This window comes from Pseudomonas sp. CBC3 (assembly GCF_037967085.1).
GTDB lineage: Bacteria > Pseudomonadota > Gammaproteobacteria > Pseudomonadales > Pseudomonadaceae > Stutzerimonas.
The window spans coordinates 532,440-544,868 of the sequence record NZ_JBANEO010000002.1; the positions used below are offsets into that span (position 1 = coordinate 532,440).

13 protein-coding genes and 1 pseudogene are annotated in these 12,429 nt (G+C 61.0%); 9 read left to right on the plus strand and 5 right to left on the minus strand.

Annotated elements, in window-relative coordinates; all coding sequences use genetic code 11:
* Positions 1-26: 26 nt before the first annotated feature.
* The 3 genes and pseudogenes from V6943_RS09610 to V6943_RS09620 form a co-directional block, all read right to left on the minus strand.
* Entirely contained in the window at positions 27-1,193 is a 1,167-nt protein-coding gene (locus V6943_RS09610; protein ID WP_340553327.1) for a baeRF3 domain-containing protein, read from the minus strand.
* A gap of 82 nt (positions 1,194-1,275) precedes the next feature.
* Positions 1,276-1,578 (minus strand): annotated as a pseudogene (gene hpf / locus V6943_RS09615) (ribosome hibernation-promoting factor, HPF/YfiA family); the annotation flags it as partial.
* 131 nt (positions 1,579-1,709) lie between these two features.
* Complete coding sequence (locus V6943_RS09620; protein ID WP_340553329.1) at positions 1,710-2,609, minus strand: LysR family transcriptional regulator; 900 nt, start codon at positions 2,607-2,609, stop codon at positions 1,710-1,712.
* Between the two features lie 122 nt (positions 2,610-2,731).
* Between V6943_RS09620 and V6943_RS09625 the strand changes: the two genes are divergently transcribed.
* A complete protein-coding gene (locus V6943_RS09625) occupies positions 2,732-3,847 on the plus strand; it encodes an S-(hydroxymethyl)glutathione dehydrogenase/class III alcohol dehydrogenase (protein ID WP_340553330.1) in 1,116 nt (371 codons plus the stop codon).
* 92 nt (positions 3,848-3,939) lie between these two features.
* Positions 3,940-4,785 (plus strand): S-formylglutathione hydrolase, encoded by an 846-nt coding sequence (gene fghA / locus V6943_RS09630; RefSeq protein WP_445324127.1) that lies wholly within the window; start codon positions 3,940-3,942, stop codon positions 4,783-4,785.
* A gap of 90 nt (positions 4,786-4,875) precedes the next feature.
* On the opposite strand, the gene V6943_RS09635 is transcribed toward fghA, so the two are convergent.
* A complete protein-coding gene (locus tag V6943_RS09635) occupies positions 4,876-5,925 on the minus strand; it encodes an alkene reductase (protein ID WP_131648267.1) in 1,050 nt (349 codons plus the stop codon).
* A 26-nt stretch (positions 5,926-5,951) separates the two neighbouring features.
* Entirely contained in the window at positions 5,952-6,254 is a 303-nt protein-coding gene (locus tag V6943_RS09640) for an ArsR/SmtB family transcription factor (protein ID WP_131648268.1), read from the minus strand.
* A 177-nt stretch (positions 6,255-6,431) separates the two neighbouring features.
* On the opposite strand from V6943_RS09640, the gene ispF reads away from it, so the two are divergent.
* From ispF to rpoS, 7 genes are all read left to right on the plus strand, one after another.
* Positions 6,432-6,905: a 2-C-methyl-D-erythritol 2,4-cyclodiphosphate synthase gene (ispF, locus tag V6943_RS09645; protein ID WP_131648269.1), complete on the plus strand. Its 474-nt coding sequence runs from the start codon at positions 6,432-6,434 to the stop codon at positions 6,903-6,905.
* A complete protein-coding gene (truD, locus tag V6943_RS09650) occupies positions 6,902-7,942 on the plus strand; it encodes a tRNA pseudouridine(13) synthase TruD (protein WP_340553331.1) in 1,041 nt (346 codons plus the stop codon). Before ispF ends, truD begins: the two co-directional genes overlap by 4 nt.
* Positions 7,942-8,691 carry a 5'/3'-nucleotidase SurE gene (surE, locus tag V6943_RS09655; protein ID WP_131648271.1) on the plus strand — a complete coding sequence of 250 codons (750 nt, stop codon included), beginning with the start codon at positions 7,942-7,944 and terminating at the stop codon, positions 8,689-8,691. The genes truD and surE overlap by 1 nt, the downstream gene beginning before the upstream one ends.
* A 41-nt stretch (positions 8,692-8,732) precedes the next feature.
* Positions 8,733-9,368, plus strand: a complete 636-nt coding sequence (locus tag V6943_RS09660; RefSeq protein WP_029404859.1) for a protein-L-isoaspartate(D-aspartate) O-methyltransferase — start codon at positions 8,733-8,735, stop codon at positions 9,366-9,368.
* 17 nt (positions 9,369-9,385) lie between these two features.
* On the plus strand, positions 9,386-10,321 hold the full coding sequence (locus V6943_RS09665) for a DUF368 domain-containing protein (RefSeq protein WP_340553332.1): 936 nt from the start codon (positions 9,386-9,388) through the stop codon (positions 10,319-10,321).
* A gap of 56 nt (positions 10,322-10,377) precedes the next feature.
* Positions 10,378-11,196: a peptidoglycan DD-metalloendopeptidase family protein gene (locus tag V6943_RS09670; RefSeq protein ID WP_131648952.1), complete on the plus strand. Its 819-nt coding sequence runs from the start codon at positions 10,378-10,380 to the stop codon at positions 11,194-11,196.
* Between the two features lie 98 nt (positions 11,197-11,294).
* A complete protein-coding gene (rpoS, locus tag V6943_RS09675) occupies positions 11,295-12,293 on the plus strand; it encodes an RNA polymerase sigma factor RpoS (protein ID WP_131648273.1) in 999 nt (332 codons plus the stop codon).
* Positions 12,294-12,429 lie beyond the last annotated feature (136 nt).

Below are 12,429 nucleotides of genomic sequence, written 5' to 3' on the forward strand. Positions count from 1 at the left end.
TTCGCAACTTCTTGGCAGATGGCTTACTAGTAGCGGTATATCGCCGCCGCGCCGCTCGCGGTTGGCATACGCTCGGTGGGTACCGAGATCACTTCGCCGCCTTGCTCCAGCGTCCAGATCGTCAACTCGTCGAGCAGATCGGGCGTGGTGGCGGACTCATCGTCGACCACCATCGCTTTGCCTTCCTGCTTGTCCGCCATCCCTGGTATCTGCCGATCAGCTTCGACCAGCAACGTCGCCACCCGCCCTTCCAGGGTCGCCTGGCCGATCTGTTCGAGCTGATCGGTGGCCAGGCCCTGACCGTGCGATTCGCCGTACTGGTTGATAAAGCCTTCGAGGCGTTTGATGTAACGCGGCTGCATGACCATCCAGCTTTTTTCCCGCAGCTCTTTCTGGCTGAGCAGCGAAACATCGCTCTCGATGCCCTCAGGTAGCAGTAGATCGTTGTGACTGTGCTTGCGGAAATGGGACTGATGCTCGGGGAGTGCGGCAAGAATCAACGGTAGGCGGGTCTTGCGGCTATGGTGTTCGAGGATGGCGCGATCCACCTCACGGAAGAAGCGCTCGCGATCCCGATCGATCTCGTCCTGCCGACCGGCTCCGCCGCTCTCGACCTGCATCGCATCGCCGCGTTCGCTGGCGCGGCCATAGCCTTGAGCGAACCCGGTCTGGCCCTTCTCGGTTAGTTCGCGCCCAAGCGCCTCTTCCACGGTTTTTGGTACACCCTCGGCAAGCGGAACTTCATCGACACCGTCACGGTTGCCTTCGAACAGGCGCACCGAATCCAGTGTTATCGCGAGGATCTGGTAGCGATCGGCGGATTGGGCGATGCGCAGCAGCGGCTTAAGGTGCATACGATCGTTGGCGACCGCCAGCTCCGGTACGTTGCGCTGGAGGCGGAACACCTCGAAATAGTCCTTGGCGCCGAACACAGCCAGTCCGTCGCGGTTGGAATTCCAGAAATCGACATCATCGGTCAGCGCATAAAACGGCTCGAGCAGCGATTTGGCCTGATCGCCTCGGCCTTGCTGTTTGAGAGAGTCTTCCAGCTGTCGCACTAGATGCTTGAAGCGGATCGGGTCTTGCTGGCGCTCGGGAAAGCTACGGTGGGTGGGCTGGTACAGCGACAGGCAGGGTGCCTCGCGCTTCGCCAGCAGCTGGGTCATGGTTTCACGATCGAGCAATCTGTTCATGCATGGCCTCTTTCGTAGTCGGGTGGTTCGGTCCCTCGGGCATTGATGGCCTGGTTCGGCAAGTGACGGGTCAGTGATGGTTGAGTTTGTCCAGGGCATGCGCCAGGGCATGGTTGAGCTTCTCCGCGGCGCCGTCGATGGCGAGCGTCATGGATTCCGCCTTATGGGTGGCCGAAATCGGCTCATGGCCTTTCACTCGGGCTTCCATCTGGCAACGCTTGTCCTGAGGGCCGCTTTTACCGCTGTTCTCATCGTTGAGATGAACTTCGACTCGGGTCAGCTGATCATCGAAACGCTCCAGTTCGCTCTCCACGGTTGCCTTCACGTGTTCCTCGAGGTTGCTGGTTACGCTGACGCTGTGATTGCTGTTCACCAGAATCTGCATGATGTCCTCCTGATTGAATCGCCGGGTAGCTCCAGGCAAACGCAAAGGGCACCGGCTACACAATATCGACGTGGCCTACGGAGGCGGGTTCCTCCCGAAATAGGCAGTCAGACGCGCGGCGCCTTAGCTCCTCAGCTGCGGCCGCTGCGATATTCAGAGCGACTGGCCAGGCCTTGCTTCAATGCCTGGATCAGCAGGCGCACCTTCGGTAGCGGATAGCGGCGCTGCGGGTAGACCGCCCAGACGGCGGTATTGGGTGGCTGATTGGCTTCCAGCAGCGACACCAGCTCACCTCGGCGCAGCGGCTCCTGCACGTAATAGTCCGGCAACTGGCAGAGGCCGAAGCCGCGCAGGGCGGCGTCCAGTACCGCCTGACCGCTGTTGCAGCGCCAGTTGCCGCTGGGCTTGAACGGCTGTTCGCGGCCGTCGACCTGCAGCATCCAGGTATCGCCCGTGCCCACCAGGCAGTTGTGTCGCGCCAGCTCGGAAAGCGTGTGCGGGCGTCCGTAGCGTTCGAGGTAGGCCGGTGCGGCGCACAGGTACATGGCGCGTGGCGCGATGCGGGTCGCCACCAGCCGCGACTCGCCGAGGCGGCCCAGGCGGATGGCCAGATCGAAGCCTTCCTGCACCATGTCCAGAGTGCGGTTGGACAGTTCGATCTCCACCCGCAACTGTGGATGCTGCGCCATGAACTCGTTTACCAGCGGCACGATGAAGCGCTCGCCGTAAGCCACGGCTGCGGTCATGCGCAACAGACCAGTGGGTGCCGCGTGCAGATCGCTGATGGCGTGGAAGGCTTCGTCGCGTTCTTCGATCAAGCGCTGGCAGCGCGCCAGGAAGGTGTGGCCGGCTTCGGTCAGCGAGACGCGACGCGTGGTGCGGTAGAGCAGGCGAGCCTGCAAGCGCTCTTCGAGGCGCGCCACCTGGCGGCTGACATGCGAAGACGACACCCGCAACTGCCCGGCGGCGCGCATGAAACTGCCGCACTCGGCGACGGCTACGAACTCGTCGAGACCTTCCCAGCGATTCATCTCAGGCTCCTGTTCGAAAGGCTTGATTAGCCCTATTCGGCAACAATGTTTTCGCGTTTGGCTCATTAACCCAGATTAAGAATGAAACTACACTCTGCTTCATTCACCAAGAGGAGTCCTTCATGACCATCAAATCACGCGCCGCCGTCGCCTTTGGCCCCAATCAGCCTCTGCAGATCGTCGAGGTGGACGTCGAGCCACCCAAGGCTGGCGAGGTGCTGGTACGCATCGTCGCCACCGGCGTTTGCCATACCGACGCTTACACCCTGTCCGGCGAGGATTCCGAAGGCGTCTTCCCCTGCATCCTCGGCCACGAGGGAGGTGGCATCGTCGAGGCCGTGGGCGAGGGCGTGACTTCGGTGGCGGTGGGTGACCACGTGATCCCGCTGTATACCGCCGAGTGCCGCCAGTGCAAGTTCTGCACCTCCGGCAAGACCAACCTCTGCAGCTCGGTACGCGCCACCCAGGGCAAGGGCCTGATGCCGGACGGCACCACCCGTTTCAGCTACCAGGGCCAGCCGATCTACCACTACATGGGCACCTCGACCTTTTCCGAGTACACGGTGCTGCCTGAAGTCTCGGTCGCGAAGATTCCCAAGGAAGCGCCGCTGGACAAGGTCTGCCTGCTGGGCTGCGGCGTCACTACCGGCATCGGTGCGGTGCTCAACACCGCTAAGGTGGAGGCGGGCGCCACGGTGGCCATCTTTGGTCTCGGTGGCATCGGCCTGGCGGCGATCATCGGCGCGAAGATGGCTGGCGCCAGCCGGATCATTGCCATCGACATCAACCCCTCCAAGTTCCCCATCGCTGAAGAGCTGGGCGCCACCGACTTCGTCAACCCGAAAGATCATGACAAGCCGATCCAGGAAGTCATCGTCGAGATGACCGATGGTGGTGTGGATTACTCCTTCGAGTGCGTTGGCAACGTGCAGCTGATGCGGGCTGCCCTGGAGTGTGCGCACAAGGGCTGGGGCGAGTCGGTGATCATCGGCGTCGCTGGCGCCGGTCAGGAAATCAGCACTCGCCCGTTCCAGCTGGTGACCGGCCGCGTCTGGCGTGGCAGTGCCTTCGGTGGCGTCAAGGGCCGCACCGAACTGCCGAGCTATGTGGAGAAGGCCCAGACTGGCGAGATTCCGCTGGATACCTTCATTACGCACAACATGGGGCTGGATGAGATTAATCAGGCCTTCGACCTGATGCATGAAGGCAAGAGCATTCGGACCGTCATCCACTATTGACCCGTAGGTGGACAACGCCGCCGGAAAACGGCGTATCCACCTTGAATGGTGGGAAACACTTCGCTGTTTTCCACCCTGAACGAGGCATATCCATGACCCTTGAAAACATTTCCTGCCAGAAGAGCTTCGGCGGTTGGCATAAGCGCTATCGACATCGCTCGACCAGTTTGAGCTGCGACATGGTTTTCGCTGTGTATCTGCCACCCCAGGCCGAGCAGGGCGAGAAGCTGCCGGTGCTGTATTGGTTGTCCGGCCTGACCTGTACCGACGAGAACTTCATGCAGAAGGCCGGCGCCCATCGATTGGCCGCCGAGCTTGGCTTGATCATCGTCGCGCCGGATACCAGCCCGCGTGGCCCGGATGTACCCGACGACCCCAATGCAGCCTATGATTTCGGCCTCGGTGCAGGGTTCTACCTCAACGCCACACAGGAGCCCTGGGCGCAGCATTACCGTATGTACGACTACGTGGTCGATGAGCTGCCGGCGCTGATCGAGGCGAATTTCCCGGTCTCCGACAAGCGCGGCATCAGTGGGCACTCCATGGGCGGCCACGGCGCGCTGGTCTGTGCGCTGAAGAATCCAGGGCGCTACCAATCGGTTTCGGCCTTCGCGCCCATCGTCAATCCGCTGAACTGCCCCTGGGGCGAGAAGGCGTTTTCCCGCTATCTGGGTGAAGACCGTTCGCGCTGGCGCGAATGGGATACCTGTGCGCTGCTGGCCGAAGCCGGTGAGAAGCTACCGCTGCTGGTGGATCAGGGCGACCGCGACGACTTCATGGAAAGCCAGCTCAAGCCCGAGGCGCTGGAGGCTGCGGCCAAAGCGGCAGGACATCCGCTGACGCTACGGATACAGCCGGGCTACGACCACAGCTACTACTTCATCGCCAGCTTCATTGATGATCATCTGCGACATCATGCCGAGGCGTTGAGATCCTGACAGGAGGGCGTTCCCCCGCGGGAGTGGGAACGATCAACACGAAAAAAGGCCCGACCGGAATAACCGGCCGGGCCTTTCCACCGCTGGGAGCTAGAGCGATGGATAATCGGTGTAGCCCTCTGCGCCCTGGGCGTAGAACAGCTCAGGCTTGGGCTCGTTGAGCGGCGCATCCTGGCGCAGGCGCTTGACCAGGTCCGGGTTGGCGATATAAGGAATGCCGAAGGCCACCGCGTCGGCTTTCCCGTCGCCCAGCCAGGCGTTGGCCTGTTCGCCAGTGAAACGCTCATTGGCGATGTAGTTGCCGCCGAAGATCTGCTTCAACTGCGGGCCGAGGCTGTCTTCGCCGGCTTTTTCACGCGTGCAGATGAATGCGATGCCGCGCTTGCCAAGCTCGCGAGCCACGTAGCCAAAGGTCTCGGCGCGGTTGGAGTCGCCCATATCGTGGGAGTCTGCGCGCGGTGCCAAGTGCATGCCGACGCGGCCGGCACCCCAAACGCTGATCGCGGCATCGGTGACTTCCAACATCAGGCGTGCGCGGTTTTCCAGCGAGCCGCCGTACTGGTCGGTACGCTGGTTGGTGCTGTCCTGCAGGAACTGGTCGAGCAGATAGCCATTGGCGCCGTGGATTTCCACGCCGTCGAAGCCCGCCTCCTTGGCATTCTCGGCGCCTTTGCGGTAGGCCTCGACGATGCCTGCTATTTCTTCGGTTTCCAGCGCGCGCGGGGTCTCGTAATCCTTCATCGGCCGTACCAGGCTCACATGCCCGGCCGGCTTGATGGCGCTAGGGGCGACCGGCAGCTGGCCGTCGAGGTAGAGCGGGTCGGAGATGCGGCCGACATGCCAGAGCTGCAGCACGATCTTGCCACCCTTGGCATGCACGGCATCGGTGATCTTCTTCCAGCCCTGCACCTGCTCGGCGGACCAGATGCCGGGCGTGTCCGGGTAACCGACGCCCATGGGCGTTACCGAGGTGGCTTCGCTGATGATCAGGCCAGCATCGGCGCGCTGGGCGTAGTATTCGACCATCAGCTCGCCCGGTACGCGGCCGGGCTCGGCGCGGCAGCGGGTCAGGGGCGCCATGATGACGCGGTTGGCCAGTTCCAGCTCGCCAATGCGGATCGGATCGAAAAGTGTGGGCATGGTGGTGTTGCTCCTTATATAGGGATTCAGAGTTCCTGGCCGATGCGGGCCAGAAAGTCCTGGATGACCGGCTCATTGCGTTGAAAGAAATGCCACTGGCCGACTTTGCGGCTGGTAATCAACCCGGCTCGCTGCAGGGTGGCCAAGTGGGCCGATACCGTCGATTGCGAAAGACCGGCCCGCTGGTCGATCTGTCCGGCGCAGACGCCGTTCTCCAGGGAGTGATGCTGCTCGGAAAAGTACCGTTGCGGCTCCTTCAGCCACTGCAGGATGTCCCGGCGCAGCGGGTGGGCGAGGGCCTTGATGATGTCATCGAAATTGTCGGGCATGTGTTCGTCTGGTTCGGTATATCGCGATGGAGCGAACTATATATCGTCGAATCACGATATGAGATCGTTTCGGTTGATGGTGACTATCGTGCTCGTTGATGCGGCGCCGGAGCCGATGAGCCAAGCCATGACGTCTCCTGTAGAATCCGCCGCTGATCTTTCAAGGGTGTTCTGACTATGCGTATTGGCCACGGCTATGACGTGCACCGCTTCGGCGAGGGCGACTTCATCACCCTCGGTGGTGTACGGATTCCTCACAGGTTCGGTCTGCTGGCGCATTCCGATGGTGACGTGCTGCTGCATGCGCTCAGCGATGCGCTGCTCGGTGCCGCCGCGCTGGGCGATATCGGCAAGCATTTCCCGGATACCGACCCGCAATTCAAGGGCGCCGACAGCCGTGTACTGCTGCGCCATGTCCTGGAACAGGTAAAGAGCAAGGGCTGGGAGGTCGGTAATGTCGACGCCACCATCATTGCCCAGGCACCGAAGATGGCGCCGCATATCGAGGCCATGCGCGGCCTGATCGCCGAGGACCTGCAGGTCGAGTTGGATCAGGTCAACGTCAAGGCCACCACTACCGAGAAGCTGGGTTTCGTCGGGCGGGAAGAGGGTATCGCCGTGCACGCCGTCGCTCTGCTGGTCCGCGCATGACCGAAGATCAGTTGCTCGGGTCGCAGGCGCACGGCGGGCCATGTGGCCGCGCGGTGCTCAAGGCCGTGGCCGAGGACTTTCAAGTCGATGAAGTGCTGGACATTCCGTTGTCCGGTGAAGGCGAGCACCTCTGGCTCTGGGTCGAGAAGCGCAACCTCAATACCGAGGAAGCGGCGCGCCGCATCTCCCGCGCCGCCGGAGTCCCGGTGCGCAATATCAGCTACGCCGGTCTGAAGGATCGCCAAGCGCTGACCCGCCAGTGGTTCAGCTTGCATCTGCCGGGCAAGGCCGATCCCAATTTGGATAGAGCTGAAGACGAAACGCTGAAGATTCTCAAGACCTGTCGTCACCAGCGCAAACTGCAGCGCGGCGCCCACTCGGCAAACGGCTTCACCCTGCGCCTGACCCAACTGCAGGCCGAACACGCTGAACTGGACGCGCGCCTAGAGCGAATCAAGACGCACGGCGTGCCCAATTATTTCGGCCTGCAACGCTTCGGCTTCGAAGGCAGCAACGTTCATGGCGCACGCGAATATGCCGAGCGACAGGAGCTTCCCGTGCAGCGTAACCTGCGCTCGCGGCTGCTCTCGGCGGGGCGCAGCTATTTGTTCAATCGGGTCTTGGCCGAGCGTGTCGCAAGCGGGACCTGGGATAAGGCGCAGGTGGGCGATCTACTGGCCTTTACCGACAGCCGAAGCTTTTTCCCAGCAGGCGAGGCCGAATGCAGCGACCCGCGTCTGACCATTCTAGATCTGCACCCCACCGGCCCCTTGTGGGGCGTCGGTGAGTCGCCCGCAGGCGGCGGGATACCTGCGCTGGAATCGAATGTCGCGGGGGCAGAACCGGCAATCGCCAAGTGGCTCGCAGAAGCTGGAATGAAGCATGAACGGCGCATTCTTCGCCTCCCCATTGGCGGCTTGTCGTGGCATTATCCCGAGCCTGACATTCTGCAACTTGAATTCGTCCTGCCGACCGGATGCTTCGCCACAGCTGTGGTGCGCGAGCTGGTCAGCCTGGCAGGGCAGACGGACATCTGATGCGTATTCTGATCGCCAACGACGACGGGGTGTATGCACCTGGGCTCGCCGCGCTTTATGACGCGCTGGCCGATTATGCCGAGTGCCGCGTAGTCGCCCCCATCCAGGACATGAGCGGCGCCAGCAGCGCGCTGACGCTGGATCGCCCGCTTCATCCTACGACCATGCCGAACGGTTTCATCGGTGTGAACGGCACACCTACCGATTGCGTTCACCTGGGCATGAACGGGCTGTTAGACGAAGCACCTGACATGGTGGTTTCCGGTATTAATCTGGGCGCCAATCTGGGGGACGACGTCCTGTACTCAGGCACCGTCGCTGCAGCAATCGAAGGCCGCTTCACTGGCAAACCGGCATTTGCGTTTTCGCTGATCTCGCGCGCTTCGGACAATCTGCCCACGGCTGCCTACATCGCTCGCAAGCTGGTCGAGAAACACGATCAGCTCGACCTGCCGCCACGTACTGTGCTCAGCATTAACGTACCCAATCTGCCGCTGGATCATATCCGCGGCATTCAGTTGACCCGCCTTGGTCACCGTAGCCGGGCCAAACCGCCGGTTAAGCAGGCCAACCCGCGCGGCAAGGATGGCTACTGGATCTCGGTTGCCGGCGACGTCGAAGATGGTGGGCCAGGGACCGATTTTCATGCAGTGATGCAGGGCTATGTGTCGATTACTCCTTTGCAGCTCGATCGGACGTTCCATGAGGCGTTCAAGGGGCTCGATAACTGGCTGGAGGACGTACTGTGAATCACCGTGGACAAGATGATCTGCTGCGCCACGGCACCGGTATGACTTCGCAGCGCACCCGCGATCGCCTGATTCAGCGGTTGTATGAGGAGGGCCTGTCCGATCCTCGCGTGCTTGAGGTCATTCGACGCACGCCGCGTCATCTGTTCGTCGACGAGGCGCTGTCGCATCGCGCTTACGAAGACACCGCGCTGCCAATCGGTCACAACCAGACCATCTCGCAACCGTTCATGGTCGCGCGCATGAGCGAGCTGCTGCTTGCGGACGGCCCGCTGGATAAGGTCTTGGAAATCGGTACCGGCTCCGGTTATCAGACCGCTGTGCTGGCACAACTGGTCGAGCGGGTGTTCTCGGTCGAGCGCATCCAGGCGCTGCAGGATCGTGCAAAAGAGCGTCTGGTCGAACTCAAATTGCGTAATGTGGTCTTTCGCTGGGGTGATGGTTGGGAAGGTTGGCCTGCATTGGCGCCTTATAACGGCATCATCGTTACCGCGGCGGCAGCCGACGTGCCACAAGCCTTGCTCGATCAACTGGCTCCCGGCGGGCGGCTGGTGATTCCGGTCGGGGTCGGCGAAGTCCAGCAACTGATGCTGATCATTCGAGAGGAAGACGGTTTTTCCCGCCATCTGCTGGATACCGTACGCTTCGTGCCGCTGCTCAATGGACCTGTAGTTTGATCTCAGCGGAAGGAAGCATGAAAAACACGTTGTTGTTGTACGCCAAGGGCATCGCGATGGGCGCGGCGGATGTGGTGCCGGGAGTTTCTGGCGGTACCATCGCTTTTATTACCGGCATCTATGACGAATTGCTGCGATCGATTGGCGCTATACCCGGCGCTGCGATGCTGTTGTTTCGTGGCCGCATTCGGGAAGCATGGGCGACGGCAAATGCGAATTTCCTTCTGGTTCTATTCGGCGGCATTCTTACCAGCGTGTTCAGCCTCGCGAAGCTGATCACCTATCTATTGGAAGCACACCCGATCCCGGTGTGGTCGTTCTTCTTCGGCCTGATCCTGGTTTCGGTGCATCTTGTCGGCAAAGAGATCCAGCGCTGGGATCTGTCGCGCATCGTCGGACTGATACTTGGCATCATCTTCGCCTACGTGATAACCGTGGCCGCTCCGGTACAGTGGAGCAGCAGTGGTTTGAGCTTGTTTTTCGCCGGTGCCATTGCGATCTGCGCGATGATCCTGCCGGGCATCTCCGGTAGCTTCATTCTTGTGCTGCTGGGACTGTATCCGGTCGTACTCGGCGCGGTGAAGGATCTAGATCTAGCTGTCATGGCGATTTTTGCGGCAGGTTGTCTGGTGGGCATTCTCAGTTTCGCCCGTGTGCTGAGCTGGATGCTCGTCCGTTGGCGCGACCTCACGCTGGCCTTCCTTACGGGCCTGATGCTGGGTTCGCTGAACAAGGTTTGGCCATGGAAGGAGACGCTGACCTGGCGCATTGACTCCCATGGCGAGCGTATCCCGATGCTGGAGCAGAACCTGCTACCTGGCGCCTATGGCGAGCTGACCGGACAGGACCCGCACCTTGCGCTGGCAATAGTACTGGCAGTAGCTGGTATCGTTCTCGTCCTTGGACTCGAATGGTTTGCCGGGCGGCGCCAGCCATCGGTGCAAACGGTCTGAACGGCCTTGTTAATCAAAAGGAGCGCGCCGTGAAGGCCACAGCCAGCATGCGGTGGATGAGCATTCCGCCTTTCCGTTGTGCGCTTGTCGCGCTGCTCGCGGGTGCATTACTTGCTGGCTGCGCCAGTCCTCCGTCGGGAGGCGTGCATGTCGTCGATCGCAATAGCCGCGACCGTGTCACTAGCGGTCACTATATTGTCCAGCGGGGTGACTCCCTTTGGTCGATCGCCTTTCGCTTCGGTTGGGATTGGCGCGAGCTGGCTCAAGTCAACAATATTCCCCCGCCGCACGTCATCCATCCGGGACAGACGATTCGCTTCACTCGGCATACTCAATCCCGGACGGTAGCCGCTCGTCCGACTCCTGTTCCCGTCCCGCCAGCAAGCACATCGCCATCCGTGGTGACTACGCCTGTGCCCATTCCGCCACCGCTGACGAGGCCCAGCGTACCGGCGGCCAAGCCTCCCGCTGCGACTACGCCGGTCAAGCCTGTAGCGCGCTCTGCAAGCGGTTGGGCTTGGCCTACGAACGGCGCTGTAATCGGTCGTTTTTCCTCAAACGGCAGTTTGAATAAAGGCATTGATATCGCTGGGGAATTAGGACAGCCTGTTTTAGCTGCTTCTGATGGGGCTGTTGTGTACGCCGGCAGTGGTTTACGGGGTTACGGCGAACTTGTGATCATCAAGCACAGCGATACCTATGTAAGTGCCTACGGCCACAACCGCAGGCTGCTGGTTCAGGAGGGTCAACAAGTCAAAGCTGGGCAGACCATTGCCGAGATGGGATCGACTGGAACCGACCGGGTGAAGCTGCATTTTGAGATTCGCCGTCAAGGCAAACCGGTAGATCCGTTGCAATACCTGCCAAAGCGCTGATTTGCTACTACCTGTTCCGGCACTAGGAGAGGCTTGAGCGTTACCAGGGAGTGCGTGCCGCCCGAGCCTGTTGTCGAACTCAGAACAGGAAAACAATAATGGCTCTCAAAAAAGAAGTGCCGGAGTTTGACGTAGACGATGCCGTTCTACTCATGGAACCGTCCGCGGACGCCGATCCAATCAGCGATATCTCCCGCGCCGGTTCAACGGGCACCCGATCCAAGACCGCGACCCTCAAGCAACACAAGTTCATCGACTACACCCGTGCGCTCGACGCCACACAGCTGTATCTCAACGAAATCGGATTTTCTCCCCTGCTGACTCCCGAGCAAGAGGTGCATTTCGCGCGTCTGGCTCAGAAGGGTGACCCGGCAGGGCGTAAGCGCATGATCGAAAGCAATCTGCGGCTGGTGGTGAAAATCGCCCGGCGCTACGTCAACCGTGGGCTGTCTTTGCTGGACCTGGTCGAAGAGGGCAACCTGGGGCTGATACGGGCTGTCGAGAAGTTCGACCCCGAGCGTGGCTTCCGATTTTCTACCTACGCCACCTGGTGGATCCGGCAGACCATCGAGCGGGCGATCATGAACCAGACCCGCACCATTCGGCTGCCGATCCACGTGGTCAAGGAGCTGAACGTTTACTTGCGTGCCGCGCGCGAGCTTACCCAGAAGCTCGACCACGAACCCAGCCCGGAGGAAATCGCCAACCTGCTCGAGAAGCCGGTTGCGGAGGTCAAGCGGATGCTGGGGCTGAATGAGCGAGTGACCTCCGTGGACGTGTCTCTCGGGCCGGACACCGACAAAACATTGCTCGATACCCTGACCGATGACCGGCCCAGCGATCCCTGCGATCTGCTGCTTGACGACGATCTGTCGGAAAGCATCGACCAATGGCTGTCCGACCTGACCGAGAAGCAGCGCGAGGTGGTCATCCGGCGCTTCGGTTTGCGTGGCCATGAAAGCTGCACGCTGGAAGAGGTCGGCCAGGAAATCGGGCTGACCCGCGAGCGGGTACGGCAGATTCAGGTCGAAGCGCTTAAGCGGTTACGCGAGATCTTCGAGCGTAACGGTTTGTCGAGCGAGTCCCTGTTCCACTAAGGAACGGCGCCCCTTACCGGCAACGTAAGGGGCGCTCACAGGCTTTCTGTTTTTCTACATGTCGGGCTAACCAACAGGATTAGTCCTGGTTCGTCGTATTTCCTCGAAAGCTGTTTGCTATGTACGCATTTACTTA

What these genes read in the sequence shown, in the direction of transcription:
- V6943_RS09610 (WP_340553327.1), bottom strand. Translation starts at nt 1,193, where the DNA reads ATGAACAGATTGCTCGATCGTGAAACCATGACCCAGCTGCTGGCGAAG.
- V6943_RS09620 (WP_340553329.1), bottom strand. Translation starts at nt 2,609, where the DNA reads ATGAATCGCTGGGAAGGTCTCGACGAGTTCGTAGCCGTCGCCGAGTGC.
- V6943_RS09625 (WP_340553330.1), top strand. Translation starts at nt 2,732, where the DNA reads ATGACCATCAAATCACGCGCCGCCGTCGCCTTTGGCCCCAATCAGCCT.
- fghA (WP_445324127.1), top strand. Translation starts at nt 3,940, where the DNA reads ATGACCCTTGAAAACATTTCCTGCCAGAAGAGCTTCGGCGGTTGGCAT.
- V6943_RS09635 (WP_131648267.1), bottom strand. Translation starts at nt 5,925, where the DNA reads ATGCCCACACTTTTCGATCCGATCCGCATTGGCGAGCTGGAACTGGCC.
- V6943_RS09640 (WP_131648268.1), bottom strand. Translation starts at nt 6,254, where the DNA reads ATGCCCGACAATTTCGATGACATCATCAAGGCCCTCGCCCACCCGCTG.
- ispF (WP_131648269.1), top strand. Translation starts at nt 6,432, where the DNA reads ATGCGTATTGGCCACGGCTATGACGTGCACCGCTTCGGCGAGGGCGAC.
- truD (WP_340553331.1), top strand. Translation starts at nt 6,902, where the DNA reads ATGACCGAAGATCAGTTGCTCGGGTCGCAGGCGCACGGCGGGCCATGT.
- surE (WP_131648271.1), top strand. Translation starts at nt 7,942, where the DNA reads ATGCGTATTCTGATCGCCAACGACGACGGGGTGTATGCACCTGGGCTC.
- V6943_RS09660 (WP_029404859.1), top strand. Translation starts at nt 8,733, where the DNA reads ATGACTTCGCAGCGCACCCGCGATCGCCTGATTCAGCGGTTGTATGAG.
- V6943_RS09665 (WP_340553332.1), top strand. Translation starts at nt 9,386, where the DNA reads ATGAAAAACACGTTGTTGTTGTACGCCAAGGGCATCGCGATGGGCGCG.
- V6943_RS09670 (WP_131648952.1), top strand. Translation starts at nt 10,378, where the DNA reads ATGAGCATTCCGCCTTTCCGTTGTGCGCTTGTCGCGCTGCTCGCGGGT.
- rpoS (WP_131648273.1), top strand. Translation starts at nt 11,295, where the DNA reads ATGGCTCTCAAAAAAGAAGTGCCGGAGTTTGACGTAGACGATGCCGTT.